20 protein-coding genes and 2 tRNA genes are annotated in these 25,687 nt (G+C 62.9%); 8 read left to right on the plus strand and 14 right to left on the minus strand.

Translation table 11 applies throughout. The features are described 5' to 3' along the window. The first annotated feature begins 92 nt into the window (after nucleotides 1-92). Complete coding sequence (gene pncB / locus ACMGG8_RS00730) at nucleotides 93-1,307, plus strand: nicotinate phosphoribosyltransferase (protein WP_060837279.1); 1,215 nt, start codon at nucleotides 93-95, stop codon at nucleotides 1,305-1,307. 3 nt (nucleotides 1,308-1,310) lie between these two features. After that, nucleotides 1,311-2,138: an ammonia-dependent NAD(+) synthetase gene (gene nadE / locus ACMGG8_RS00735; RefSeq protein WP_060837278.1), complete on the plus strand. Its 828-nt coding sequence runs from the start codon at nucleotides 1,311-1,313 to the stop codon at nucleotides 2,136-2,138. A 156-nt stretch (nucleotides 2,139-2,294) separates the two neighbouring features. On the opposite strand, the gene azu is transcribed toward nadE, so the two are convergent. Beyond that, nucleotides 2,295-2,741 (minus strand): azurin, encoded by a 447-nt coding sequence (gene azu, locus ACMGG8_RS00740; RefSeq protein ID WP_047301366.1) that lies wholly within the window; start codon nucleotides 2,739-2,741, stop codon nucleotides 2,295-2,297. A 351-nt stretch (nucleotides 2,742-3,092) separates the two neighbouring features. Between azu and ACMGG8_RS00745 the strand changes: the two genes are divergently transcribed. Both ACMGG8_RS00745 and ACMGG8_RS00750 read left to right on the plus strand, forming a co-directional pair. Continuing rightward, on the plus strand, nucleotides 3,093-3,680 hold the full coding sequence (locus ACMGG8_RS00745) for a TIGR00730 family Rossman fold protein (RefSeq protein ID WP_060837277.1): 588 nt from the start codon (nucleotides 3,093-3,095) through the stop codon (nucleotides 3,678-3,680). Between the two features lie 68 nt (nucleotides 3,681-3,748). Continuing rightward, complete coding sequence (locus ACMGG8_RS00750; RefSeq protein ID WP_164990740.1) at nucleotides 3,749-3,919, plus strand: hypothetical protein; 171 nt, start codon at nucleotides 3,749-3,751, stop codon at nucleotides 3,917-3,919. 109 nt (nucleotides 3,920-4,028) lie between these two features. On the opposite strand, the gene ACMGG8_RS00755 is transcribed toward ACMGG8_RS00750, so the two are convergent. From ACMGG8_RS00755 to rnr, 13 genes are all read right to left on the minus strand, one after another. Further along, on the minus strand, nucleotides 4,029-4,919 hold the full coding sequence (locus tag ACMGG8_RS00755; protein WP_060837276.1) for a transglutaminase family protein: 891 nt from the start codon (nucleotides 4,917-4,919) through the stop codon (nucleotides 4,029-4,031). After that, nucleotides 4,919-7,405: a circularly permuted type 2 ATP-grasp protein gene (locus ACMGG8_RS00760; protein WP_414159013.1), complete on the minus strand. Its 2,487-nt coding sequence runs from the start codon at nucleotides 7,403-7,405 to the stop codon at nucleotides 4,919-4,921. Before ACMGG8_RS00760 ends, ACMGG8_RS00755 begins: the two co-directional genes overlap by 1 nt. A gap of 87 nt (nucleotides 7,406-7,492) precedes the next feature. Beyond that, entirely contained in the window at nucleotides 7,493-10,768 is a 3,276-nt protein-coding gene (locus ACMGG8_RS00765; protein WP_414159014.1) for a DUF2126 domain-containing protein, read from the minus strand. A gap of 171 nt (nucleotides 10,769-10,939) precedes the next feature. Then, nucleotides 10,940-11,401: a hypothetical protein gene (locus ACMGG8_RS00770; RefSeq protein WP_414159015.1), complete on the minus strand. Its 462-nt coding sequence runs from the start codon at nucleotides 11,399-11,401 to the stop codon at nucleotides 10,940-10,942. Then, a complete protein-coding gene (locus ACMGG8_RS00775; protein ID WP_414159912.1) occupies nucleotides 11,398-12,303 on the minus strand; it encodes an NAD synthetase in 906 nt (301 codons plus the stop codon). The genes ACMGG8_RS00770 and ACMGG8_RS00775 overlap by 4 nt, the downstream gene beginning before the upstream one ends. Before the next feature lie 206 nt (nucleotides 12,304-12,509). Further along, on the minus strand, nucleotides 12,510-14,807 hold the full coding sequence (locus tag ACMGG8_RS00780; RefSeq protein WP_060837271.1) for a YgiQ family radical SAM protein: 2,298 nt from the start codon (nucleotides 14,805-14,807) through the stop codon (nucleotides 12,510-12,512). 277 nt (nucleotides 14,808-15,084) lie between these two features. Then, entirely contained in the window at nucleotides 15,085-16,482 is a 1,398-nt protein-coding gene (dnaB, locus tag ACMGG8_RS00785; RefSeq protein ID WP_007921486.1) for a replicative DNA helicase, read from the minus strand. Nucleotides 16,483-16,605: 123 nt separating this feature from the next. After that, nucleotides 16,606-17,052: a 50S ribosomal protein L9 gene (gene rplI / locus ACMGG8_RS00790; protein WP_007921484.1), complete on the minus strand. Its 447-nt coding sequence runs from the start codon at nucleotides 17,050-17,052 to the stop codon at nucleotides 16,606-16,608. A gap of 21 nt (nucleotides 17,053-17,073) precedes the next feature. After that, nucleotides 17,074-17,973, minus strand: a complete 900-nt coding sequence (locus ACMGG8_RS00795; RefSeq protein ID WP_060837270.1) for a hypothetical protein — start codon at nucleotides 17,971-17,973, stop codon at nucleotides 17,074-17,076. Nucleotides 17,974-18,009: 36 nt separating this feature from the next. Beyond that, a complete protein-coding gene (rpsR, locus tag ACMGG8_RS00800) occupies nucleotides 18,010-18,240 on the minus strand; it encodes a 30S ribosomal protein S18 (RefSeq protein WP_002551829.1) in 231 nt (76 codons plus the stop codon). A gap of 28 nt (nucleotides 18,241-18,268) precedes the next feature. Beyond that, the gene (rpsF, locus tag ACMGG8_RS00805) at nucleotides 18,269-18,694 is read right to left on the minus strand and encodes a 30S ribosomal protein S6 (RefSeq protein WP_011058949.1); all 426 of its coding nucleotides are present in this window, start codon (nucleotides 18,692-18,694) and stop codon (nucleotides 18,269-18,271) included. A gap of 247 nt (nucleotides 18,695-18,941) precedes the next feature. Continuing rightward, nucleotides 18,942-19,703 (minus strand): 23S rRNA (guanosine(2251)-2'-O)-methyltransferase RlmB, encoded by a 762-nt coding sequence (gene rlmB, locus ACMGG8_RS00810; RefSeq protein WP_060842330.1) that lies wholly within the window; start codon nucleotides 19,701-19,703, stop codon nucleotides 18,942-18,944. Further along, nucleotides 19,700-22,327 (minus strand): ribonuclease R, encoded by a 2,628-nt coding sequence (rnr, locus tag ACMGG8_RS00815; protein ID WP_414159016.1) that lies wholly within the window; start codon nucleotides 22,325-22,327, stop codon nucleotides 19,700-19,702. Before rnr ends, rlmB begins: the two co-directional genes overlap by 4 nt. A gap of 226 nt (nucleotides 22,328-22,553) precedes the next feature. Here rnr and ACMGG8_RS00820 point away from each other — a divergent pair. From ACMGG8_RS00820 to ACMGG8_RS00835, 4 genes are all read left to right on the plus strand, one after another. Next, nucleotides 22,554-22,640, plus strand: a tRNA-Leu gene (locus ACMGG8_RS00820). 165 nt (nucleotides 22,641-22,805) lie between these two features. Continuing rightward, a tRNA-Leu gene (locus ACMGG8_RS00825) sits at nucleotides 22,806-22,892 on the plus strand. Between the two features lie 184 nt (nucleotides 22,893-23,076). Then, nucleotides 23,077-24,102, plus strand: a complete 1,026-nt coding sequence (locus ACMGG8_RS00830; RefSeq protein WP_060837267.1) for an extracellular solute-binding protein — start codon at nucleotides 23,077-23,079, stop codon at nucleotides 24,100-24,102. After that, nucleotides 24,102-25,667, plus strand: coding sequence for an ABC transporter permease (locus ACMGG8_RS00835; RefSeq protein ID WP_414159017.1), 1,566 nt, complete (start codon nucleotides 24,102-24,104; stop codon nucleotides 25,665-25,667). Before ACMGG8_RS00830 ends, ACMGG8_RS00835 begins: the two co-directional genes overlap by 1 nt. Nucleotides 25,668-25,687 lie beyond the last annotated feature (20 nt).

A 25,687-nucleotide genomic window follows, 5' to 3' on the forward strand; every position in this document is an offset into this window, starting at 1 on the left:
GTCAAGCGCAGGACGTCTATGCGCCACTAGCGCCTTCATTGAAAGAGCTGAAGCCGCCGCTGTCCGTCGCGGCCAGCATGGAGATTCCCGTTATGAGCGAGAGTGTGTTTGCCGATCGCATCGTGCAGAACCTGCTCGACACCGACTTCTACAAACTGACCATGATGCAGGCGGTGCTGCACAACTACCCCAACGTGGAAGTGGAATGGGAGTTTCGTTGCCGTAACAGCGAGGACCTGCGGCCGTACCTGGCAGAGATCCGCTACCAGTTCGAGCGCCTGGCGGAACTGAGCCTGAGCGCCGACCAGCTGGGTTTTCTCGAACGCATCAGCTTTCTCAAGCCGGACTTTTTGCGCTTTCTCGGGCTGTTTCGCTTCAACCTGCGCTACGTGCACACCGGCATCGAGAACGGCGAGCTGTTCATCCGCCTGCGCGGTCCCTGGCTGCACGTGATCCTGTTCGAAGTGCCGATGCTGGCCATCATCAGCGAAGTGCGCAACCGCTACCGTTACCGCGAGATCCAGTTGGTCCAGGCCCGGGAGCAGCTGTACCGCAAGTTCGATTGGCTGACCGCCAACGCCAGCAGCGAGGAACTGTCCGAGCTGCAAATGGCGGATTTCGGCACTCGCCGGCGCTTTTCCTATCGGGTCCAGGAAGAAGTGGTGAACGTGCTCAAGCACGATTTCCCCGGGCGTTTTGTCGGCACCAGCAACGTGCACCTGTCCCGCGAACTGAACATGAAGCCCCTGGGCACCATGGCCCACGAATGGATCATGGCCCACCAGCAACTGGGGCCCCGGCTGATCGACAGCCAGATCGCCGCCCTCGACTGCTGGGTCCGGGAATACCGCGGCCTGCTGGGCATCGCCCTGACCGACTGCATTACCACCGATGCCTTCCTGGGGGATTTCGACCTGTTCTTCGCCAAGCTGTTCGACGGCCTGCGCCACGATTCCGGGGACCCGATCCTCTGGGCGGAAAAAGCCATCGCCCACTACCACAAGCTGGGCATCGAGCCGATGAGCAAGACCCTGGTGTTCTCCGACAGCCTGACCCTGCCCCGGGCCCTGGAAATATTCCGCGCGCTGCGGGGACGGATCAACGTCAGCTTTGGCATCGGCACCAACCTGACCTGCGATATTCCCGGTGTCGAGCCGATGAGCATCGTGCTTAAAATGGCCGCCTGCAATGGCCAGCCCGTCGCCAAGATCTCCGATGAAGCGGGCAAGACCCATTGCAAGGATCCCAACTTCGTCGCTTACTTGCGCCACGTTTTCCAAGTACCTGCCCAACCTGGCAAGGAGTAAATCATGCAAGCCGTACAGCGTGAGATTGCGCAGCAGCTCAAGGTCCAAGCCCCTTTTTCCGACCACGCCGCCCTGGAGGCGGAAGTCGCCCGACGCATCGGTTTTATCCAGGATTGCCTGGTCAATTCCGGGCTCAAGACCCTGGTGCTGGGCATCAGCGGCGGCGTCGACTCGCTGACCGCAGGCCTGCTGGCCCAACGGGCGATGCGCGAACTGCGCGAGCGCAGCGGTGACGACAGCTACCGCTTCATCGCGGTGCGCCTGCCCTATGAAACCCAGTTCGACGAACACGACGCCCAGGCCTCGGTGGACTTCATCAACCCCGACGAACGCCACACGGTGAACATCGGCCCGGCGGTCAAGGCCCTGGCCAGCGAAGTGGCGGCCTTCGAAGGGCAGCACGCGGTGTCCCGGGACTTCGTCCTCGGCAACACCAAGGCGCGGATGCGCATGGTCGCCCAGTACACCATCGCCGGCGCCGCCCATGGCCTGGTGATCGGCACCGACCACGCCGCCGAAGCGGTAATGGGCTTCTTCACCAAGTTCGGTGACGGCGCCTGCGACCTCGCGCCCCTGAGCGGCCTGGTGAAGAACCAGGTGCGCTCCATTGCCCGCTATTTCGGCGCGCCGGAGTCCCTGGTGGAAAAAGTCCCGACCGCCGACCTTGAAGACCTGTCGCCGGGCAAGCCGGATGAAGCGTCCCACGGCGTCACCTACGCCGAGATCGACGCCTTCCTGCACGGCCAGCCGGTGCGCGAGGAAGCCTTCAAGATCATCTGCGACACCTACCGCAAGACCCACCACAAGCGCGTCATGCCGTTCGCCCCGTGAGCCACCATGTTCTGTAGGAGCCGGCTTGCCGGCGAAAGGGCCGCTTGATGCTGCACAAGGCTCAAGGGCCTGTTCGCGGGCAAGCCCGCTCCTACAGATGCACCCACAAAAAAAGCGCCCCTAGGGGCGCTTTCTTGTTGCAGCCGTGCCTGATGCTTACTTCAGGATCACAGCGCCTTTCATCATCGAGTTGTGGCCTGGGAACGAGCAGAAGAACTGGTAGCTTTCGCCCGCGGTCAGCTTCGACACGTCGAAGGTGACCGAGTCTTTCTCGCCGGCACCGATGATCTTGGTGTGGGCGATGACGCGAGTGTCGCCTTCCTTCAGATAGCTCTTGTCGATGCCAGCGGCCATGCCGTCGGTGGCGATGCCGGCCATGTCTGCGGTTTTGCTCAGGACCCAGTTATGGCCCATGACGTTCTTCGGCAGGCTGCCGGAGTGAGTCAGGTTCACGGTGAAGGTCTTGCAGCTCTTGTCGATGGTGATTTCCTTGGTGTTGAAGGACATCTGGTCGGTAGAGTCGACATCGACCTTGCATTCGGCAGCCATCAGTTGGCTGCTGGCCAGTGTCAACAGGGATACCGCAACGAGTTTGGCAAACATGGTGAATCTCCAAGGCAGGGTTAACAAAATCCATCTGAATCCATGGGAGCGAAGACTGCCTGAATTTCTCCCAAGTTCCTATGATGTGCATCAAAAAACTGTATACAACTCTCTGCTATCAGGCCGATCGAGACAATCAAACAGCCCGCTTCGCCTGGGCAGCCTAGACTTCGCCCACCTGCACTTTCCGGAGCCTTGGTCATGCCCTTCAACAGCCTGTTTCGCAGTTTGCTCGCCGCCTACGCCTGTGGCGCCAGCGGCACCCATGAAACCCCGCAACACGAGGTTTAATGCTTGGAGCCACGCCTGCCTGCCTTTACTCTGAGGCCCTCAATGACCTCGGAGTAAGGCATGTCGTTAACATCCGTCTGTGTATTCTGTGGCGCCAGCACCGGCACCAACCCTCTGTATCGTGAAGCCGCCCAGGCCCTGGGCCGCGCCCTGGCCGAGCGCAAGCTGACCCTGGTCTACGGCGGCGGCGCGGTGGGCCTGATGGGCATCGTCGCCGATGCGGCCCTGGCGGCCGGCGGCGAGGTCATCGGGATCATTCCGCAAAGCCTGAAAGACAAGGAAATCGGCCACAACGGCCTGACCCGCCTGGAAGTGGTGGACGGCATGCACGCGCGCAAGGCGCGCATGGCCGAACTCAGCGATGCCTTCATCGCCCTGCCCGGCGGCCTGGGCACCCTGGAAGAGTTGTTCGAAGTCTGGACCTGGGGCCAGCTCGGCTATCACCACAAGCCCCTGGGCCTGCTGGAAGTGAGCGGCTTCTACGAAAAACTCAGCGGATTTCTCGACCATATCGTCGGCGAAGGCTTCGTCCGCGCCCCGCACCGTGACATGCTGCAAATCAGCGACTCGCCCGCCAGCCTGCTGGATGCCCTGGACGCCTGGAAACCGTCGGTGGCGGACAAGTGGGCCGACAGCAAACCCAGTTAACGGTCAACGCCCGATTACAGGCAGAATACGCGCCGCTCAACCTCACCTTCGACCCCAGAGGATCGCCCATGGCCAAACCCAATTACTCCTTCGCCAAACGTCAACGTGACTTGGCCAAGGAACAGAAGAAAGAGGAAAAGCTGCAACGCAAGAAAGCCGCCGCCGAAGAAAGCAGCGCACCGGATGCGGATCCTGAAGTGAGCATCGACGACGCCGAACCCGAGGCCCCCCAGGCCTGACCTGCCCCGTAGGAGCTGGCGTGCCAGCGAAAGCGCTCTCCAGCCCTACGCAGTATCCGCTGGCTCCTTCGCCGGCAAGCCGGCTTCTACAAGGTCGGAATCAGCCGTGTCATGCCAGAGGCATGACGGTGACCCGGACATCAGGGTCATGGCTGCCCCCTCCCAGAATCACCCCACGCAACGGCGACACATCGGAAAAATCCCGGCCCCAGGCCAGGGTGATGTGTTCCAACGCCGGCTGCACATTGTTGGTCGGGTCGAAATCCACCCAGCCCAGCACCGGGCAAAACACTGAAACCCACGCGTGGGAAGCATCGGCGCCTATCAGCCGCGGCTGCCCCGGCGGTGGCTGGGTCAGCAGGTAGCCGCTGATGTAGCGCGCCGCCAGCCCCCGCGAACGCAGGCAGGCGAGCATCAGGTGCGCGAAGTCCTGGCACACCCCACGGCGGCGCTCCAGCACCTCCACCAGGGGCGTTGCCACCTGGGTCGCCTCGGCATCGAAGGTGAACTCGCTGAAGATCTTCTCCATCAACGCCTGGACGCCCAGCAGCAAGGGCCGGCCGGGAGGGAAACAGCTGGCGGAAAACTCGACGAAGCTTTGCTTGAGGTGCACATAAGGCGACTCGAAGCGATAACGGCAGGCATCCAGCAGCTGGGGCGCCAGGGGCCTGCCGCTGTAGCTCAGGCTGCTGCGGGCAGCGTCCCAGGCCTCGGAGAGCGCGAAGTCCAGCGGCGGCCGGTCCAGCACCTCGACGCTGAGCTGGGCGTTGACCTGCAATTCATCATGGGGCCGCTCAAAAGCCAGCCGGGTCAGAGGATTGCCGAACACATCCTGTTCGTCGCGGCGGCTGGTGGGCTCGGGACTGATCAGCAACTGCCGCTCGCTGCACCGTTGCCAGGCACAGGCCCGGGGCCACAGGTGCGCCAGTTGCTGGGCCAGGGACACCGGGCTGTCATAGCGATAATGGGTGTCGTGGAATATCTGGTAACGAGCGCTCATCAGACCGACACCGTTTGCTGGCTGACATCATCCACATGGGCGAAATGCCGCAGGGCCAGGCGATCGGAAACCTGGCCGCTGACCTCGGCGATCTCCTGCAAAAGGTCCGCCAGCCCTTCCACCGCCGCCCGGACACTGGCCTGGCCGAACAGCGAGTTCTCCAGGCAACCCAGGTCGAAACGCGCCAGGCGCTCCACCAGCTTGGGCAGCGCCAGATCGCGGGGCACGGCGAAGTCGTCGTTCAGACGCTTGAGGGTGCGGGTCACCAGCTTGAGCTGGAACAGCACCGCATGGGGGTTCTGCTCGTCGAGCAGCAACAGGTCGAGCACCGGGATCAACTGCGCCACCGCCAGGTAACGCGAGCGATAGGTGATGCTGCTGTTGCCCAACTCCAGCAGCCACTCCAGGCCCGCCTGATCGAAGGCCGCGGTGCCCCGCAGGAAGGCCGCCAGGCTGCTGCTGAGAAACTGCAGGCGCTCGATACGGCGGCCGATCATCAGGAAACGCCAGCCTTCATCCCGGGTCATGTCGTCCAGGGCAAAGCCCGAGAGTGCCGCCAGGGACATCACCAGCCGATTGAGAAAGTCCAGCAGCTCCCCGAAATCCGGCTCCTGGGTGTCCAGCTCCTGGGCCTCGCGCTGCAACTCCACCAGGGCCTGCCAGTTTTCCCGGGACAGCTTGCCGCGTACCTGGGACGCCGCCCACTGCAGGCGCTGCAGGTTGGAACGCAGGCTGAACGACCAGTCCTCGCCCAGCAGGGCCGCCAGCAAGCGCTCGGGCAATTCGCCCTCCTCCGGCAGCAGCATCAGGCTTTCCCCCAGGTCCACCGCGGCCCGCAAGGCTTGCGGGTCATCGCCATCGACGTAGCGCGCCAGCATGATCCGCAACAACCGCGCACTGTCGTCGCAGCGCTCGCAGTAACGACCGAACCAGTACAGGTTCTCCACCACCCGCGATGGCAGGTAGGGGTCGCGACGCACCAGATCGTAGACGCCAATGGTGCGCTGGGCCTTCCACTGCTCGCCGCTGGGGGCTCGCTCCCCCAGCACCCAGGTGTCCTTGCTGGCGCCGCCGCGTTGCATCGACACCGCGTCGGCGTCAGCGTCGGCGGCGACCCGGGTCAGGCCGCCGGGCAAGACCCGGTAACCCTCATCACTGGCCACCGCGTAGACCCGCATGCCGATCGCCCGGGATTGCAGCCGGCCGTCCTCGGCCTGCCAGACCGGCGCCTGGGACAGTTGCGGCAACTCCTGGGCGACATAGGCATAAGGCCGCGCGCGCATGCGCTCGGCAAGGCGCTGGCGCTGCTCGGGACTCAGGTCGCGGCCCAGCACCGGGGTAAAGCTCTGGGACGGAAAAGCCGGCTTGATCAACAGTTCCGGGAGTTTTTCCAGGGCCTGTTGCAGCACAGGAGCCTCACCGCACCACCAGGTGGCGATGGACGGCAGGAGCAAGTCCTCGCCCAGCAGGAACTGACTGATCTTCGGCAGGAAGCCCAGCAGCCCGGGAGACTCCAGAACCCCGCTGCCCAGGGCATTGGCCACCAGCACCCGGCCCTGGCGCACCGCGTCGAGCAGGCCGGGCACCCCCAGGGCCGAATCGGTACGCAGCTCCAGGGGATCGCAAAAGTCATCGTCCAGGCGCCGCATGATGGCGTGCACCCGACGCAGGCCACTGAGGGTCTTGAGGTAGACCGTGGCGTCGCGCACCGTCAGATCGCCGCCTTCCACCAGCGGGTAGCCCAGCTGGCGCGCCAGGTACAGGTGCTCGAAGTAACTCTCGTTGAAACGCCCCGGAGTCAGCAGCACGATCAGCGGCGCCTCGGCATCCCGTGGGGCCTGGCGGGCCAGGGTTTCCTGCAGGGTCCGGAAGAACCCGGCCAGATGCTGGACCTGCAAGTCGCGGTACAGATCGGGAAAGGCCCGGGACACGATCATGCGGTTTTCCAGGGCATAACCGGCCCCCGACGGCGCCTGGGTGCGATCGGCAGTGACCCACCAGCGACCATCGGGGGTGCGCGCCAGATCCACCGCGTACAGGTGCAGGAACGTCGCCTCGGGCGGCTGGATGCCCTGGCACGGCCAGAGGAAATTGTTGTGCCCGAACACCAGCTCGGCGGGCAACAGCCCTTCACTGATCAGGCGTTGCGGGCCGTACAGATCCGCCAGCACGGCATTGAGCAGCCGCGCCCGCTGGGCAATCCCGGCCGACAACTGCTGCCACTCCGCCGCGGGGATCACATGGGGCAACAGGTCCAGCTCCCAGGGGCGGTCGGCGCCCTTGGGGTCGGCATAGACGTTGTAGGTGACACCGTTCTCGTGGATCTGCCGGGTCAGCAGCGCCTGGCGCTGAGCCAGCTGCGCGGGGCTGCTGCGCTGCAGCTGTTCGAGCAGGCGCCGCCAGTGCGCCCGCACCGCACCCTGGTCATCCAGCAGCTCGTGGTAGGTACCCGCGGTCAGCGGGTAGCGGTCTAGCAAGTCAGGCATGGAACACTCGGCAGACGGCAGGGAAAGGCAGATTAACCCACAGCCATGACGCCCGGATATGGCTATATCGCGGGCGTCGCAGCGGGACTAAAAGCGTCGTAAATCCAGGGTCATGGGCATTTCCTGGTTGCTGCTCGGCGGCGCAACCGGGAGGCTGCCGGGGCTGTGGCCGTGGCGGAAAAAGCGCGCCATGCGCCGGCTTTCCGCCTCATTGGCATTGACCGGCAGGCTGTCGTAGTTGCGTCCTCCGGGGTGGGCCACATGGTATTGGCAACCACCCAGCGAGCGCTGCATCCAGGTATCCAGCAGGTCGAACACCAGTGGCGCATGTACCGGAATCATCGGCTGCAGGCAGTTGGCCGGCTGCCAGGCGCGAAAACGCACCCCGGCGACGAACTCGCCCACCCGCCCGGTGGGCTGCAATGGCACCGGCACGCCGTTGCAGGTCAGCACATGGCGCTCGGGCGTCAGCCCGCTGACCTTGACCTGCAAGCGCTCCAGCGAGGAGTCGACGTAACGCACCGTGCCCCCGGCCGCGCCCTCTTCTCCCAGCACATGCCAGGGCTCCAGGGCCTGGCGCAACTCCAGTTCGATACCGCCGACGGCATAGTCGCCCACCTTGGGAAAGCGAAACTCCCGGTGCGCGGCAAACCACTCGGCCTGCAACGGATAGCCCGCGGCATTGAGCTCCAGCAGCACATCGGCGAAATCCTGCTCGATGAAATGCGGCAGCAGAAAGCGATCGTGCAGCTCCGTGCCCCAGCGCGCCAGCCTGGCCGGAGCGTAGGGCTCGCGCCAGAACCGCGCCACCAGCGCCCGCAACAGCAACTGCTGGACCAGGCTCATGCGCGCATGGGGCGGCATCTCGAACGCGCGCAACTCCAGCAGCCCGAGACGCCCGGTGACGCCATCCGGCGAATACAGCTTGTCGATGCAGAACTCGGCGCGGTGGGTGTTGCCGGTGACATCGATCAGCAGGTTGCGCAACAGGCGGTCCACCTGCCAGGGCGCGCACTCCTCGCCCGGCGCGGGCATCTGCGCGAAGGCAATTTCCAGTTCGTAGAGTGCATCGTTACGGGCTTCGTCGACCCTGGGCGCCTGGGACGTGGGGCCGATGAACAAACCGGAAAACAGGTAGGACAGCGACGGGTGGTTGTGCCAGTAGCTGATCAGGCTGCGCAGCAGATCGGGGCGGCGCAGAAACGGCGAGTCTCCCGGGGTGGCGCCGCCAAGGACGAAATGGTTGCCGCCGCCGGTGCCGGTATGGCGCCCGTCGATCATGAACTTCTCGCTGGTCAGGCGCGTCTGCCGCGCCTGCTCGTAGAGGAACTCGGTGCGCTCCACCAGTTCGTCCCAACTCACCGAAGGCTGCACGTTGACCTCGATCACTCCCGGGTCCGGGGTCACCCGCAAATTGCACAGGCGCGGGTCCGCCGGTGGCTCGTAGCCCTCCAGCAGCACCGGACACTGCAACTCGGCGGCGGTGGCCTCGATCACGCTGACCAGTTGCAGGTAATCCTCCAGTCGCTCCAGCGGCGGCATGAACAGGTACAGGCGTCCTTCCCGCGCCTCGGCGCACAACGCGGTGCGGGTCAGCCAGTCGGCGGACTGATCGATCGCGGGCACGCGCTCCTGGGCGGCCGCCGCCTCGGCGACATCCGCCAGCTGCGACGGATCCGGCAGGTCCGGGAAGTCCTGGTTCGGATCCTGGGGGTGAATGAAGGGGTACTCCGCCGCCGTCACCCAGGGCTGGGACGCCAGGGGCAGGCGGTAGCCCAGGGGCGAATCCCCGGGCACCAGGCGGCAGTGACTGTCGCGCAGGTACCAGCGCCCGCTCTGCCACTGGTCACCCTTGGCCGTGCGCGCCAGGGGCAGCACCTGGCCAATGACCTTGTCCAGGCCCTGGCTGAACACCTTGCGCAGCCGCTGACGCTCCAGGGCGTCCTCCAACCGCGAGTCTTCGGCGCTGACATTCAGCGGCAGGCGGCCTTCGCGCCACAGGTAGTAGAAATTGTCCTCGTAGGCGGGGAACACGAAGCGTGCCGGCAGTTTCAGGCGCTCGGCGACAGAGGCCAGGAAGCGCCCGGCCAGTTGCGCGTCGGCGGCGTAATCCTGGTGCTCGTCGGCAATCAGGGCATGGTCGTGCCAGATCGGCACGCCGTCGCGCCGCCAGTAGCCGTTCAGCGACCAGCGCGGCAATTGCTCCCCCGGGTACCACTTGCCCTGACCGAAGTGCACCAGCCCCTGGGGGGCGTAGCGCTGGCGCAGGCGTTGGAACAGCTCGCCGGCCAGGCGGCGCTTGTTCGGCCCCAGGGCCGCGGTGTTCCATTCGGCGCCGTCGGGATCGTCGATGGCCACGAAGGTCGGTTCACCGCCCATGGTCAGGCGCACATCGCCTTCCAGCAGCTCATGGTCGATCTGCCGCCCCAGGGCCTGGATCGCCTCCCACTGTCCATCGGTGTAGGGCTTGGTCACCCGGGGCGCTTCCCAGATCCGCTCGACACTCATGGCATGACTGAACTGGCACTCGCAGGGCTCCACCAGGCCGCTGATGGGCGCCGCTGAAGAAGGATCGGGGCTGCAGGCCAGGGGAATATGCCCTTCCCCGGCGAACAGCCCGGAGGTGGCGTCCAGGCCGATCCAGCCGGCGCCGGGCAGGTAGACCTCGCACCAGGCATGCAGGTCGGTGAAATCCACTTCGGTGCCCGAAGGGCCGTCCAGGGCCTTGACGTCCGCGGTCAGCTGGATGAGGTAGCCGGAGACGAACCGCGCCGCCAGCCCCAGGTGGCGCAACAGCTGCACCAGCAGCCAGGCCGAGTCGCGACAGGAGCCCGACGCGTTGACCAGGGTCTGCTCCGGGGTCTGCACCCCGGGCTCCATGCGGATCAGATAGGCAATGTCGTCGCTGAGCCGCTGATTCAGGTCCACCAGAAAATCCACGGTCGGCAGCGGCGTGCGGGGGATGGCGTCCAGGTAGGCCTGGAATGTCGGGGTCAGGGGCAGGGTTTCCAGGTAGGGCGCCAACTCCCGCCGCTCATCGGCGGCGTAGCTGAACGGGATCTGCTGCGCGTAAGGCTCGAGGAAAAAGTCGAAGGGATTGAACACCGCCATTTCCGCCAGCAGATCCACTTCGATGCGCAGCTCGGTGGTTTTCTCCGGGAACACCAGGCGCGCCAGGTAATTGCCCTGGGGGTCCTGTTGCCAGTTGATGAAATGCTGCTCGGGCTCGACCTTCAAGGCATAGGCAAGAATTCGCGTGCGGCTGTGGGGCGCCGGACGCAAGCGGACGATCTGCGGGCCAAGTTCGACGGCGCGGTCGTAGCGATAGTGCGTGACATGGTGCAATGCGACATGGATCGACACGGCGTGCCTCCTGCGAGCCTGAGCGGTGGATGGACCCGCGCAAGACTTATGCCAGCGCACAGATTCCGGGGTTTGCTCAACGACTCGGGGCAGTACAGCACCAAAATCGCGCAACCGGTGCATCCCTGTGCAACGGATTGCACGAAAATGCACCGGCCGGCCGGGCCAACGTCAATGGCGCTTGCGCGATTGCTTGGCGGCAGCCAGCAGGCGCCGACGCTGGTGACGGATCTCCAGCAGGCGCTCACGCATCTCCCGGTACCGTCGGCTGTTGAGCAACAGCAGGCCGAGCAGCGGCACGAGCATGGCGAACAGGTACACGCCCTGGTGCGGGCGGTACTGGATCATCGGCACCACCAGCAGCAGGCAGGCCAGAAAGTAACCGGCCAGCAGCCACACCGCCCAGGCCACTCCGCGCACGATCAGCAGGTTGCTCAGCACCAGCAGCGGAATCAGCAGCAACAGGCCCAGCAGCAGGTAGTCGTCGCGCTGCGCCGGCGCCATGCCACGCCAATAGGTGGTTCCGCACAGGGACAGCAGCAGCGAAGCGCTGAAGCAGCCGAGCAGGACCGTGAGCATGAAAATCGGAAAATAACGCGCAAGGAACTCGCCCATCCGGCCGCCCCCTATCACTGGTCGAACTCCTCGTAGAGGCCCACCGCCAGGGTCTTCACCGTGCCGAGGTTGCCGGAGCTGTAGCTGCCGGCGGTGCTCAGGGCGGCGCCCAGGGCATCCTTCATCTGAGTCAGGGTGGCGTGCTTGATCTGCGCCGACGAGTAGCGCTTGGGCAGCCCCCCTGCCCGTTGCTGCAACTTGAGCAGTTTGGGCGTCAGGCTGGGGTCGCGCAGGCTGAGCAACTCCTTGGTCAGTTTGGCCCGCTCCTGGCGATTGAGGCCCTTGAGCAACTGCACCCAGCTTTTGCCGGTGCCGGCGGCCTTGCTGGCCTTGAGCAGCTTGACCGTGGTCAGCGCCGAACCGCCGACCCCCACCAGCGAGATGCCGTCGAGGATCGGCGACACGGTGTTGTACCACTCGGCGTCGTCCATGCGGTCGTTGGCCGCCGGATCCTGGATCTCGTTGATCACCCGGGCGCCACCGATGGCGCACTGGGCGGTGCCCGCCGCGGCGACGGTGACTCCCAACCCGACCATCCAGGCGCTGGCGCCGGCGGTGAACGGCACGGCGATACTGCCACTGAACACCACCAGCCAGCCGATGACCGCGGCGGTGCAGGACAGCGTAGCGTTGAACGATTCCGTGGCCAGGCGGGATTCCCTTGGGTTGTTCTTCACTTGATCGACGAACTGCTGGGGCGCGATGTACTTCTTCGCCTCCCGCAGGATGATGCGCTTGGGCGTGATACTGCAGATCGGCTTGAATTCGCGCAGGGTCACCACGTTGAAGTCGGCATCGATGTACACCACCCCGGCGCCGACAATCGCTGGATCGGCGTCGATGGCGGCGAACAGGCGCGGCAGGTTGATCTGGCTTTCGATACGTTGGCGGGCAAGAAACTGCGAAGGGCTGGAGTCCATGCCAATGGCGGCTAACGAGCTGGTCACGGGATTCATCCTTGGTCTGGCGATTGGAAGCTGCATGATGGCCTAAAGCCATCCCGGCATTACGGCGATAAAAACCCGGCAACCTTAACAAAGCCCTGGCGATTTGTTGCGGACCCACGGGCAAAAAAACCATCGCCCTGAAAGCAAAACGCCAGCTCGGCGGCTGGCGTTTTGTCGGTTTAGCGCGGTACCACCGGCTTGCGGGTCGGCTTCTTGCCTTTGCCCTTGGCCGCATCGGCACGCTCCTTGGCGGCCTGCTTGTTGCGGGCGAACGCCGCGGCCTTGGCCTGCTCGCGCTTGTCCCAGGCATTGCCGCCGTCGCTGCCACGCGGTGGCAGGCCGGTGTGCTGGGTGAGGATCCTGGTTTCCTTGGCCACCTTGTGGCTGCCGGCAGGCGTCGAGTTCTTGCGGCGCGCGCTCTGGTAGCTGTCGGTGGCCGGCTGGTGAGCCGGAATCAGCTGGTGCTTGCCCGGGCCGATCAGGTCGCCACGGCCCATGCGCAGCAGGGCCTCGCGCAGCATCGGCCAGCCCTTGGGATCGTGGTAGCGCAGGAACGCCTTGTGCAGGCGGCGCTGCTCCTCGCTCTTGACGATGGTCACGCCGTCGCTCTTGTAGGTGACCTTGCGCAGCGGGTTCTTGCCCGAGTGGTACATGGCGGTGGCGGTGGCCATCGGCGACGGGTAGAACGCCTGCACCTGGTCGGCGCGGAAGCCGTTGCCCTTGAGCCACAGGGCCAGGTTCATCATGTCTTCATCGGTGGTGCCCGGGTGGGCGGCGATGAAGTACGGAATCAGGTACTGCTCCTTGCCCGCTTCCTTGGAGTACTTCTCGAACATGCGCTTGAAGCGGTCATAGGTGCCGATGCCCGGCTTCATCATCTGGTTGAGCGGACCTTCCTCGGTGTGTTCCGGGGCGATCTTCAGGTAGCCACCGACGTGGTGGGTCACCAGTTCCTTGACGTACTCCGGCGATTCCACCGCCAGGTCGTAACGCAGGCCGGAGGCGATGAGGATCTTCTTCACCCCGGGCAGGGCGCGGGCACTGCGGTACAGCTGGATCAGCGACGAGTGGTCGGTGTTCAGGTTCGGGCAGATGCCGGGGAACACGCAGGACGGCTTGCGGCACGCGGATTCGATCTCCGGGCTCTTGCAGGCGATGCGGTACATGTTCGCAGTCGGGCCGCCGAGGTCGGAGATCACCCCGGTAAAGCCGGGAACCTTGTCGCGAATTTCTTCGATCTCGCGAATGATCGACTCTTCGGAACGGTTCTGGATAATCCGCCCTTCGTGCTCGGTGATGGAGCAGAAGGTACAGCCGCCGAAGCAGCCACGCATGATGTTCACCGAGAAGCGGATCATCTCGTAGGCCGGGATCTTTTCCTTGCCATAGGCCGGGTGCGGAATGCGCTGATACGGCATGCCGAACACGTAGTCCATTTCCTCGGTGGTCATGGGAATGGGCGGCGGGTTGAACCACACGTCCACTTCGCCATGTTTCTGCACCAGGGCACGGGCGTTGCCCGGGTTGGTTTCCAGGTGCAGCACGCGGTTGGCGTGGGCGTACAGGACCGGGTCGTTGCGTACCTTCTCCATGGACGGCAGGCGGATCACGGTCTTGTCCCGGGTCATGCGCGGGCTGGCGAGGATCTGCACGACCTTGGCTTCGTTGGGGTCTTCGGCCGGGCCTTTTTCCTGCTCGATGGCGCAGGCGGCGGTGTCCTGGGTGTTGACGTAGGGGTTGATGATCTTGTCGATCTTGCCCGGACGGTCGATACGGGTGGAGTCCACTTCGTACCAGTCCTTGGGCGTGTCGCGGCGGATGAAAGCGGTGCCGCGCACGTCGGTGATGTCTTCGATCTTGTGGCCATAGGACAGGCGCTGGGCCACTTCGACGATGGCCCGCTCGGCGTTGCCGTACAGCAGGATGTCGGCGCTGGCGTCGATCAGGATCGAGTTGCGCACCCGGTCCTGCCAGTAGTCGTAGTGGGCGATGCGGCGCAGGGAGGCTTCGATGCCGCCGAGGACGATCGGCACGTGCTTGTAGGCTTCCTTGCAACGCTGGCTGTACACCAGGCTGGCGCGGTCCGGGCGCTTGCCCGCCAGGCCGCCGGGGGTATAGGCGTCGTCGGAGCGGACTTTCTTGTCGGCGGTGTAGCGGTTGATCATCGAGTCCATGTTGCCGGCGGCGACACCGAAGAACAGGTTCGGCTCGCCGAGCTTCATGAAGTCGTCTTTGGACTGCCAGTTGGGCTGGGCAATGATCCCCACGCGAAAGCCCTGGGACTCCAGCAGGCGGCCGATGATCGCCATGCCGAACGAAGGGTGATCGACGTAGGCATCACCGGTGACGATGATGATGTCGCAGGAATCCCAGCCGAGCTGATCCATCTCCTCCCTGCTCATGGGCAGGAATGGCGCTGGCCCGAAACATTCGGCCCAGTACTTGGGATAGTCAAATAACGGCTTGGCTGCTTGCATGTCGATGACCGGTGTTGGCTTGAATAGGGACGCGATGGCTATCAGGAAAATTCGCGGGCGCGGAATATAGCACAAAAAATAACCAATTCCGACCAAAAGGGTCGGAATTCATTTTCATGTCACGCAACCGGCTTGCTCCCGCTCGACTGCGCGGCAGGCGCAGAGTCGGTGCTGACAATTTATCTGAAGCTGGGTGACGACCGGACATGGGGCCGCTGCGCGACCCAGCGGGAGCAAGCTCCCTCGCCACAGACGGCCACCACCATGGCGTGCGCCGTTATTCGTCGTCGTCGAAGTTGTAACTGCCCGGCGCGAGGTTCTCGAAGCGGGTGTACTTGCCGATGAACGCCAGGCGGATAAAGCCGATCGGGCCGTTCCGCTGCTTGCCGATGATGATCTCGGCAATGCCCTTGTGCTCGGTCTCGGGGTGATACACCTCGTCCCGGTACACGAACATGATCACGTCGGCGTCCTGCTCGATCGCTCCGGATTCCCGCAAGTCGGAGTTCACCGGGCGCTTGTTGGGGCGTTGTTCCAGGGAGCGGTTGAGCTGGGACAGGGCCACCACCGGGCAGTTGAATTCCTTGGCCAGGGCCTTGAGGGACCGGGAGATCTCGGAAATCTCGTTGGTGCGGTTGTCACCGCTGGACCCCGGGATCTGCATCAGCTGCAGGTAGTCGATCATGATCAGGGCGATATCGCCGTGCTCGCGCACCAGGCGCCGGGTCCGCGCGCGCATTTCCGAGGGGCTGATGCCCGCGGTGTCGTCGATGAACAGCTTGCGGTCGTTGAGCAGGTTGACCGCCGAGGTCAGGCGAGGCCAGTCATCGTCTTCCAGCTGGCCGGAACGGACCTTGGTCTGGTCGATGCGACCCAGGGAGGACAGCATACGCATGATCAGCGATTCACCTGGCATCTCCAGGGAGTACACCAGCACCGCCTTGTCGCTGCGCAGTACCGCGTTTTCCACCAGGTTCATGGCGAAGGTGGTCTTACCCATGGACGGACGGCCGGCGACGATGATCAAGTCGGCCGGCTGCAGGCCGCTGGTCTTCTCGTCGAGGTCGGTGTAGCCGGTGGACAGGCCAGTGATGGCGTTGTCGGTGTTGAACAGGGTATCGATGCGATCGATGGCCTTGGTCAGCAGTTCGTTGACCCCCACCGGGCCGCCGGTCTTGGGCCGCGCTTCGGCGATCTGGAAGATCTGCCGCTCGGCCTCGTCGAGGATCTCCTCGGCGGTGCGGCCTTCGGGGTTGAAGGCGCTGTCGGCGATCTCGGTACTGATGCCGATCAGCTGGCGCAGGGTTGCCCGCTGGCGAACGATCTGCGCGTAGGCCTTGATGTTGGCCACCGACGGGGTGTTCTTCGCCAGCTCGCCCAGATAGCCCAGGCCGCCAACCTGCGACGTCTGGCCTTCCTTGTCCAACTGCTCGGACAGAGTGACCACGTCGATCGGCATGTTCTGGTCGGCCAGCTTGGCGATGGCGCGGAAGATCAAACGGTGGTCATGCCGGTAGAAATCGCCGTCGGACACTTGATCCAACACGCGTTCCCAGGCGTTGTTGTCCAGCATCAGACCACCGAGCACGGCCTGTTCGGCCTCGATGGAATGCGGCGGCACCTTCAGGGCGGCGGTTTGCAGATCGTATTGCTCGGGAGCAGAGATATCGTTCATGGCCACTTGGAATTCGGGGGTGAAAATCAGGATCAGCAGAAAGACAAAGGGCACGACCTGTAAACAGGATCGTGCCCGATGTTAACCGTCAGCCACACAAGGTGCCAGACGATTTGGTACTGCTTAAGCAGCCACCACGACAACGCGTACGGTTGCTTCAACTTCAGCGTGCAGGTGCACGGCTACGTCGAATTCACCTACGTTGCGGATGGTGCCGTTCGGCAGACGAACTTCGCTTTTTGCCACTTCAACGCCCGAGGCGGTCAGTGCATCAGCGATGTCGTGGGTGCCGATCGAACCGAACAGCTTGCCTTCGTCACCGGCGGTGGCAGTGATGGTCACTTCCAGCTCAGCCAGTTGCGCAGCGCGAGTTTCGGCAGAAGCCTTCTTCTCTGCAGCCAGTTTTTCCAGCTCGGCACGACGCGCTTCGAACGCAGCCAGGTTGGCAGCGGTAGCAGCGGTGGCTTTGCCGAAAGGCAGCAGGTAGTTACGGCCGTAACCAGCCTTAACGTTTACCTTATCGCCCAGGTTGCCCAGGTTGGCGATTTTTTCCAGCAGGATCAGTTCCATTTGGTAATAACCTCTTAACTTTTAACCTTCACCGTTCGCAGAGCCGTTATCAGCGTCTTTCGGCGCCAAACGACCGCGAAAATCAACCAGACTGTCGACAATGGCCACAACCACGAGCAACGGATAGATCAGTTGCATGAACGGCAACAGCGTGACGTACAACCCCACCAGCCAGAACCTGGCCAGCTGCCCTTGTGCCACCAGCCCGTGAATCAGGGCCAGCCCGGCAAAAACCAGCGGGATACTGCACATCGGCGTCAGCATGGCCAGTTGTGGTCCGAAATTCGGCCCTACCAGCATGCACGCCAGCAGCAACATCGCTGGCCCAAGAGGGATTCTGATGGCCCGAAACTCGCGCCCAAAACCGCCCGGGTTATACAACACAGCCTGCCAGTAACGCCCGAGAATCAGGCTCAGCACACTGACGGCTTGCAACAAGGCCGCTATCAGGCCGGTCAGGACCGGTGCAACCAGCGTGGCAAGACGAGCTTGGTCTTCCACCGGTAACTGCTGGTAGACCTCACCAAAGGCCATCGGCAGGACTTTTATCAATTCCTGCGCCAGCGCTTCGATCTGCGAGCGGTAAGCCGCCCCCAGGACTCCAGCAAACACCAACCCTATCGCTATGCTGACCAGCAGCACGCGGTTCCAGGACTCGCTTGCGCGCAAAACCAACGCAAGACTCGAAGACCCCAGCAGCACCAGAAGCGCCCGTGGATCATCGAACATCAGCCACCAGAACAAACCTGGCAGCACTCCCAGAGCAAGGACGCCAAGGGCATCCTTCAATCCGCGCCGCAGAAGCACTAGGCTCCCGGCGGCAGCACTCAACCAATACAACAACGGCAATGCCGAACAGCCAGCCACTACCAGAGTGGCCTGCACACGACCGCGCATGATGAACTCAGCTAAGGCGCGCATGCATTCAATCCCTTACTACTTGTCGACTGCCCGATCTCAGCGGCCGTGGCTGTCGGTGTAGGCCAGCAGGGCCAGGAAGCGGGCGCGCTTGATAGCGGTGGCCAGCTGACGCTGATAACGAGCTTTGGTACCGGTGATGCGGCTTGGAACGATTTTGCCGGTCTCGGATACGTAGGCTTTCAGAGTGTTGAGATCTTTGTAATCGATCTCTTTCACGTCTTCAGCGGTGAAGCGGCAGAATTTACGACGACGGAAGAAACGTGCCATGTAATTGGCTCCTCAAAAGGTCCGTGGATTACTCGTCAGCGTTATCGCTGGCGTCGCTGTTGTCGCTGTCATCGCCATCGGCGCTGTCAGCATGCTCAGGACGGTCACGACGCTCACGGCGCTCACTGCGGTTTTCTTCAGCCTTGAGCATCTCGGATTGGCCAGTGATGGCTTCTTCGCGACGGATGACCAGGTTACGGATCACAGCATCGTTGTAACGGAAGTTGTCTTCCAGCTCGGCCAGGGCTTTACCGGTGCACTCAACGTTCAGCATCACGTAGTGAGCCTTGTGAACATTGTTGATTGCGTAGGCCAGTTGACGACGGCCCCAGTCTTCCAGACGGTGGATTTTGCCGCCGTCTTCTTCGATCAGCTTGGTGTAACGCTCAACCATGCCGCCGACTTGCTCGCTTTGATCCGGGTGGACCAAAAAGATGATTTCGTAATGACGCATGAATGCTCCTTACGGGTTGTAGCCTGCCGCCTATAAGCGGTCAGACAAGGAGTGAATGACACTGGTGTGTCTTGCCACAGATAGGCACATATGCGCCTGCCGTCACGGCAAGGGGCGCAATTGTAGAGAAGGGGGAACAGCGGCGCAAGGCAATTGGTGATTATTTGAACAGCAGTTGCAAGCCACGAGCTTCAAGCGACAAGTCAAAGCGCTTGGCGCTGGTAACTTGCCGCTTGCAGCTTATTTGTTACTTACGCGAAGTCGAAGCCTTGACGCTACGTTGACGCATGGCTTCGAACAGGCAGACGCCCGTGGCCACGGAGACGTTGAGGCTGCTGACGCTGCCCGCCATTGGCAGGCGTACCAGGTAGTCACAGTGTTCGCGGGTCAGGCGCCGCATGCCTTTGCCTTCGGCGCCCATGATGATGATGGTGGGGCCGGTCAGGTCCTGATCGTACAGTTCCTGTTCGGCCTCGCCGGCGGTGCCGACGATCCACAGGCCGCGCTGCTGGAGCTTTTCCAGGGTCCGCGCCAGGTTGGTCACCGCCACCAGCGGAATCACTTCCGCAGCGCCGCACGCCACTTTGCGCACGGTTGGTGTCAGGGTCGCCGACTTGTCCTTGGGCACCAGCACCGCCAGGGCACCGGCCGCGTCGGCGGTGCGCAGGCAGGCGCCGAGGTTGTGCGGGTCGGTCACGCCATCGAGCACCAGCAACAGCGGCGCGCCCTCGGTACGGTCCAGCAGCTCGTCGAGCATGGCCTCGCCCCACACCTGGCTCGGGCTGACTTCCGCCACCACGCCTTGGTGCACGCCTTCAACCCAGGCATCCATTTCGCGACGCTCGGCCTGACCGACCGACACACGGTTCTGTGCCGCCAGATCCACCAGTACCTGAACCCGTGGGTCACTGCGCCCTTCAGCCAACCAGATCTGCTTGACCCGCTTGGGATGGTGACGCAGCAACGCTTCTACAGCATGTACGCCGTAGATCTTTTCCAACTGACTCATGACTTGGCCTTAGGTTTGCGCGCCCCGCCGCTTTTCGCGCCGGAAGCAGAGCCCGCCTTGGGCGGACCTTTACGATGTTTGCTCGGCTTGGCTGGACGGTCGCTGTCTCTGGCCGGAGCCGATTTGCCGGACTTTCCCCCAGACGCCGCTTTACCACCGCTTTTGGCTTCTGCCAGCAGCGCCCGTTTCATTTCGCGGCTCTTGCGTACTTCGGCGTTTTTCGCCGCCGCGTCGCTCGGACGATAAGCCTCGACCGCCTTCTCCTTGGTGGAGCTGCGACGCCCCGCCTTGGCCGGCGCCGGTTCTTCTACCGCCTTGCTTGAAGGCACGTCCACGACACCGCGCTTCTTGCGGCCGATCGGGGCATTGATGGTTTTTTCGGCCATCTCGAAGTCGATCTTGCGCTCATCCAGATCGACGCGCATGACCCGCACTTCCACGGTGTCGCCCAGGCGGAAACTGCGCCCGGTGCGCTCGCCCGCCAGGCGGTGATGCACAGGATCGAAATGGTAGTAGTCACCCGGCAAGGCGGTGACATGCACCAGGCCTTCGACGTAGATATCGGTGAGTTCGACGAACAGACCGAAACCGGTCACCGCAGTGATCACCCCCGGGAAGGACTCGCCGACGCGATCCTTCATGAACTCGCACTTGAGCCAGTTCACTACGTCGCGAGTGGCCTCGTCGGCACGGCGCTCGCTCATCGAGCACTGTTCGCCGAGCTGTTCCAGGGTGGCTTCGTCGTACGGGTAGATACGCGCCTTGGGAATGGTCATCGCTCCAGCTCGACGCACGTGCGGCGTGTCCTGCTTGGAGTGAATCACACTGCGGATGGCCCGATGGGTCAGCAGGTCCGGGTAGCGACGGATCGGCGAGGTGAAGTGGGTGTAGGCTTCGTAATTCAGGCCGAAGTGGCCCTGGTTATCGGCGCTGTACACCGCCTGGCTCAGGGAACGCAGCATCACGGTCTGGATCAGGTGGTAATCCGGACGATCCTTGATGGTTTCCAGCAGTGCCTGGTAGTCCTTCGGCGTCGGGCCGTCCTTGCCTTTATGCAGGGACAGGCCCAGCTCGCCAAGGAAGGCGCGCAGCTTTTCCAGGCGCTCCGGCGGCGGACCATCGTGCACCCGGTACAACGCCGGGATCTCATGCTTCTTGAGGAACTCGGCAGTGGCCACGTTGGCGGCCAGCATGCACTCCTCGATCAGCTTGTGGGCATCATTGCGGGTGGTCGGGCGAATTTCGGCGATCTTGCGCTCGGAGCCGAAAATGATCCGGGTTTCCTGGGTTTCGAAGTCGATGGCGCCACGGGTATGGCGGGCACCGAGCAATACCTTGTACAGCGCATACAGCTGCTTGAGGTGGGGCAGCACATCGCCATACTCGCCACGCAGCTGCTTGGCTTCGCTGGTTTTCGGCTGCTCGAGCATGGTGCTGACCTTGTTGTAGGTCAGACGCGCCTTGGAGTGGATCACCGCTTCGTAGAACTGGTAGTCGGTCATCTCGCCGGACTTGGAGATGGTCATCTCGCATACCATGGCCAGGCGATCGACTTTCGGGTTCAGCGAGCACAGGCCATTGGACAACTGCTCCGGCAACATCGGGATCACCCGCTCGGGGAAATACACCGAGTTGCCGCGCACCTGGGCTTCGGCGTCCAGGGCCGAACCAATCTTCACGTAGCTGGACACATCGGCGATCGCCACATACAGCTTCCAACCGCCACCGAACAGGCGCAGTTTGCCGGGCTTGGCTTCGCAGAACACCGCATCGTCGAAGTCGCGAGCGTCTTCGCCGTCGATGGTGACGAAAGGCAGGTCACGCAGGTCGATGCGCTTCTCTTTGTCCTTCTCTTCCACTTCCGGCTTGAGCTTGCCGGCTTCCTTGAGCACGGCTTCGGGCCAGACATGAGGGATGTCGTAGGTACGCAGGGCGACATCGATCTCCATGCCTGGAGCCATGTAGTTGCCCACCACTTCAATCACGTCGCCTTGCGGCTGGAAGCGCGGCGTTGGCCAGTGCGTGATTTTCACCTCAACGAACTGACCGATCTTGGCGTTGGCATTGCGACCGGGAGTGACCAGAACTTCCTGCTGGATCTTCGGGTTATCCGCCACCACGAAGCCGATACCGCCTTCTTCGAAGTAACGACCCACGATGCTTTCATGGGCACGGGACACCACTTCGACGATCACGCCTTCGCGACGACCACGACGATCCAGGCCGGAAACCCGGGCCAGAGCGCGGTCGCCATCGAAGACCAGACGCATTTGCGCGGGGCTCATGAACAGGTCATCACTGCCATCATCCGGCACCAGGAAGCCGAAACCGTCGCGATGACCGCTGATACGGCCCAGGATCAGGTCGAGCTTATCCACCGGTGCATAAGTACCCCGGCGGGTGTAGATCAGTTGAGCATCGCGCTCCATGGCGCGCAGGCGGCGACGCAGGGCTTCCAGTTGGTCCTCTGTGGTCAGACCGAACTCTTCTACCAGCTGCTCGCGACTAGCAGGCGAACCCCGGTCAGCAAGGTGCTGGAGGATGAGTTCGCGGCTAGGAATAGGGTTTTCGTATTTTTCCGCTTCACGAGCGGCCTCGGGATCGAGGGACTGCCAATCGGCCATTAGATAAATTTCACCTTGTCTATATGCGGGTTAGTTTGGCATACGCGTATTGAAACGGGAAATTTCAGGCTCAGACAACGCTGGAAAAATCCGCCCCTTCGCTTCAGAAACATCCTTATGCATGCCGCCGATGACTTTTTTCAAACTTTTTTGAAATCGGGGGTTTACAGCTCAAAGGAGCCTCCGTATAGTGCGCGCCATCGACGACGGAGACGTCAGCGATACTGCCCAGATGGTGAAATTGGTAGACACGCCAGCTTCAGGTGCTGGTGGCCGCAAGGCCGTGGAAGTTCGAGTCTTCTTCTGGGCACCAATTCAAGAGCTTGAGATTAGATCAGTTTCAAGACTCAAACAAAAACCCGCGAAAGCGGGTTTTTGCATTCTAAGTGTTTGATTTAATAAATCCAAAACAGGGGTTTACAGATCAAAACACGATCCGTATAGTGCGCTCCATCGACACGGCGACGACGTCGATACTGCCCAGATGGTGAAATTGGTAGACACGCCAGCTTCAGGTGCTGGTGACCGCAAGGTCGTGGAAGTTCGAGTCTTCTTCTGGGCACCAATTCAAAACTTGAGAGCAACGCTTTCAAGTCTCACAAAAACCCGCGAAAGCGGGTTTTTGCGTTTCTGCCCCCAGCCATTTCCCCCCTCCTCACCCACAGCCCAACCCGCGAAGCGCACATGAGAAACAATATCGTTTATGATTGTTACAAGTTTTTGCGGCACAACAGTGAGGAAACCTGCGAATGATGTTCAGAAACACCCTCCTTTCAACATCCCTTCTGCGTGGCTTGACCATCACTTTGCTGGGACTGACCCTGGCATCTCCACTCACCCAGGCAGCCGATAAGATTTCCCTGACCCTGTACAACGGCCAGCACAAGGAAGTCGGCGACGCCGTCGCCAAGGCCTTCGAGGCCAAGACCGGAATTCACGTCAACGTGCGCAAAGGCAGCAGCAACCAGCTGGCCAGCCAAGTCGTCGAGGAAGGCGAGCGCTCGCCCGCCGACGTCATCTATACCGAAGAATCCCCGCCCCTGAACAAGCTCGGCGAACAGGGCCTGCTGGCCCAGACCGACGCGGCAACCCTGGCCGTGCTGCCCAAGGAATACGTAGCTGGCAACGGCACCTGGATCGGTGTCACGGCACGGGTACGGGTGGTGGCCTTCAACCCGAAACTGATCGACGAGAAAGACCTGCCCAAATCCGTGCTGGAATTCTCCCAACCACAATGGCAAGGCAAGGTCGGCTTCGTACCAACCAGCGGCGCCTTCCAGGAACAGGCCGTAGCCATCATCAAGCTGCATGGCATGGACGCTGCCGAGGAGTGGCTGACCGGGCTGCGAGCCTTCGGCAAGGTCTACAGCAACAACATGGTGGCGCTGAAAGCCGTGGAGAACGGCGAAGTCGCCACGGTCCTGGTGAACAACTACTACTGGTTCGCCCTGCAACGGGAAAAAGGCCAGCTGGACTCCAAACTGCACTACTTCACCGACGGCGACGTCGGCGGCCTGATCACCGTCTCCAGTGCCGCAGTGCTCAAGTCCAGCAAGCACCCCAAAGAAGCCCAGCAACTACTCGCCTACATGGCCAGCGAAGAAGGTCAGCGAGTGATCACCCAGACCACCGCCGAATACCCGCTGCATAAAGGCATGGAATCGAATCGCGGGCTCAAGCCCTTCAGCGAATTGCAGGCACCCAAGGTGACCCCAGCCGACTTGGGCAACGCCGAGCAAGCCCTGGACCTGGAACGCGACGTCGGCCTGAATTGATGAACCCACCGCTATCGCCACTCGCCTCAGGCACGCCCTACGTGCCGAGGCGCAAGCGGCCTTCGATCTGGTTGCTGCTGCCGGTCCTGCTGCTGGTCTGCCTGAGCCTGCTACCGCTGCTCTATGTCGGGCTCAAGGCCTGGCAGGCCGGCTGGACGGAAGCCTTGCACCTGCTATGGCGCCCTTACGTATTGCGCCTGCTAAGCAACACCCTGCTGCTGATGTGCGGGGTGACCATCGCCTGCGCCATCATCGGCCTGTCCCTGGCGTGGCTGCTGGAACGCAGCGATTTGCCGGGGCGGCGAATCTGGGGCGTGGTGCTGTGCCTGCCCTTCGCCGTGCCGGCTTTTGTCAGCAGCTTTACCTGGGTATCCCTGAGCTCCGGATTCGAAGGGCTGGGCGGTGCGATCCTGGTGATGACCCTGTCCAAGTACCCGCTGGTATTCCTGCCGGTGGCAGCCACCTTGCGCAATCTCGACCCGGCCCTTGAGGAGTCGGCGCGAACCCTGGGACAAAATCGCTGGGGCGTGTTCTTTAAGATCACCCTCCCCCTGCTCTGGCCTTCTCTGCTGGCCGGATCGCTGCTGATCGCCCTGCACATGCTGGTGGAATTCGGCGCCCTGTCGATCATTGGCCTGCAAACCTTTACCACGGCGATCTACCAGCAATTCGAGCTGGAATTCAGCAACGCCAACGCCGCCATGCTCTCAGCCGTGCTGCTGGCGCTGTGCCTGATTCTGCTGGGCCTGGAACTGCGGGTTCGGGGCAAGGGTCGCCATGTGCGCACCGGCCAGGGCGCGGCACGACACGCCGAACAAGTGCGATTGGGGCGCTGGTCAGCAGGGGGACAACTCTACTGCCTGCTGCTGACCGTGATCGGCAGCGGCATCCCCCTGGGCATGCTCGCCTACTGGCTGGCGGTAGGCTCATCAGCCGCCTTTCCAGTGGCCGCCATCAGCCAGGCGCTGTTTTCCTCCCTGGCACTGTCGCTGGGCGGTGCCGGTCTGTGCCTGGTGCTGGCGGTGCCAGTGGGCCTGTTGGTGGTGCGCTACAAGGGGCCGTTGGCGCTCTGGGCCGAACGCTTGCCCTACCTGCTGCACGCCCTGCCAGGCCTGGTGATCGCCCTGACCCTGGTGTATTTCGCCCTGCACTATGTGCCAGCGCTGTATCAAACCTCGGCGCTGCTCCTGATCGCCTATGCCTTGCTGTTCCTGCCGCTGGCCCAGGCGCCGATCCGCACAGCACTGAACAAGGCGGCGCCACAGCTGGAAGAGGCGGCCAGAACCCTGGGCGCATCGTCGTTCAGCGCTTTCTGCCGGGTGACCCTGCCGATCATCTTTCCTGCGCTGGGTGCGGCGTTTGCCCTGGTGTTTCTGGATGCCATGAAAGAGCTGACCGCGACACTGCTGCTCAGCCCGACAGGGCTGAACACCCTGGCCACGGAGGTCTGGGCGCATACGGCGAATGTGGAATTTGCGGCGGCGGCACCTTATGCGGCGCTGCTGATTCTGGTATCGGGGCTGCCGGTCTATCTGCTGACGACGCGGATGTATTTGAGTCGCTGAGAAGGGTTGCGCCGACAAGC

Origin of the sequence: Pseudomonas sp. BNK-45 (assembly GCF_047456255.1) — a bacterium.
Classification (GTDB): domain Bacteria; phylum Pseudomonadota; class Gammaproteobacteria; order Pseudomonadales; family Pseudomonadaceae; genus Aquipseudomonas.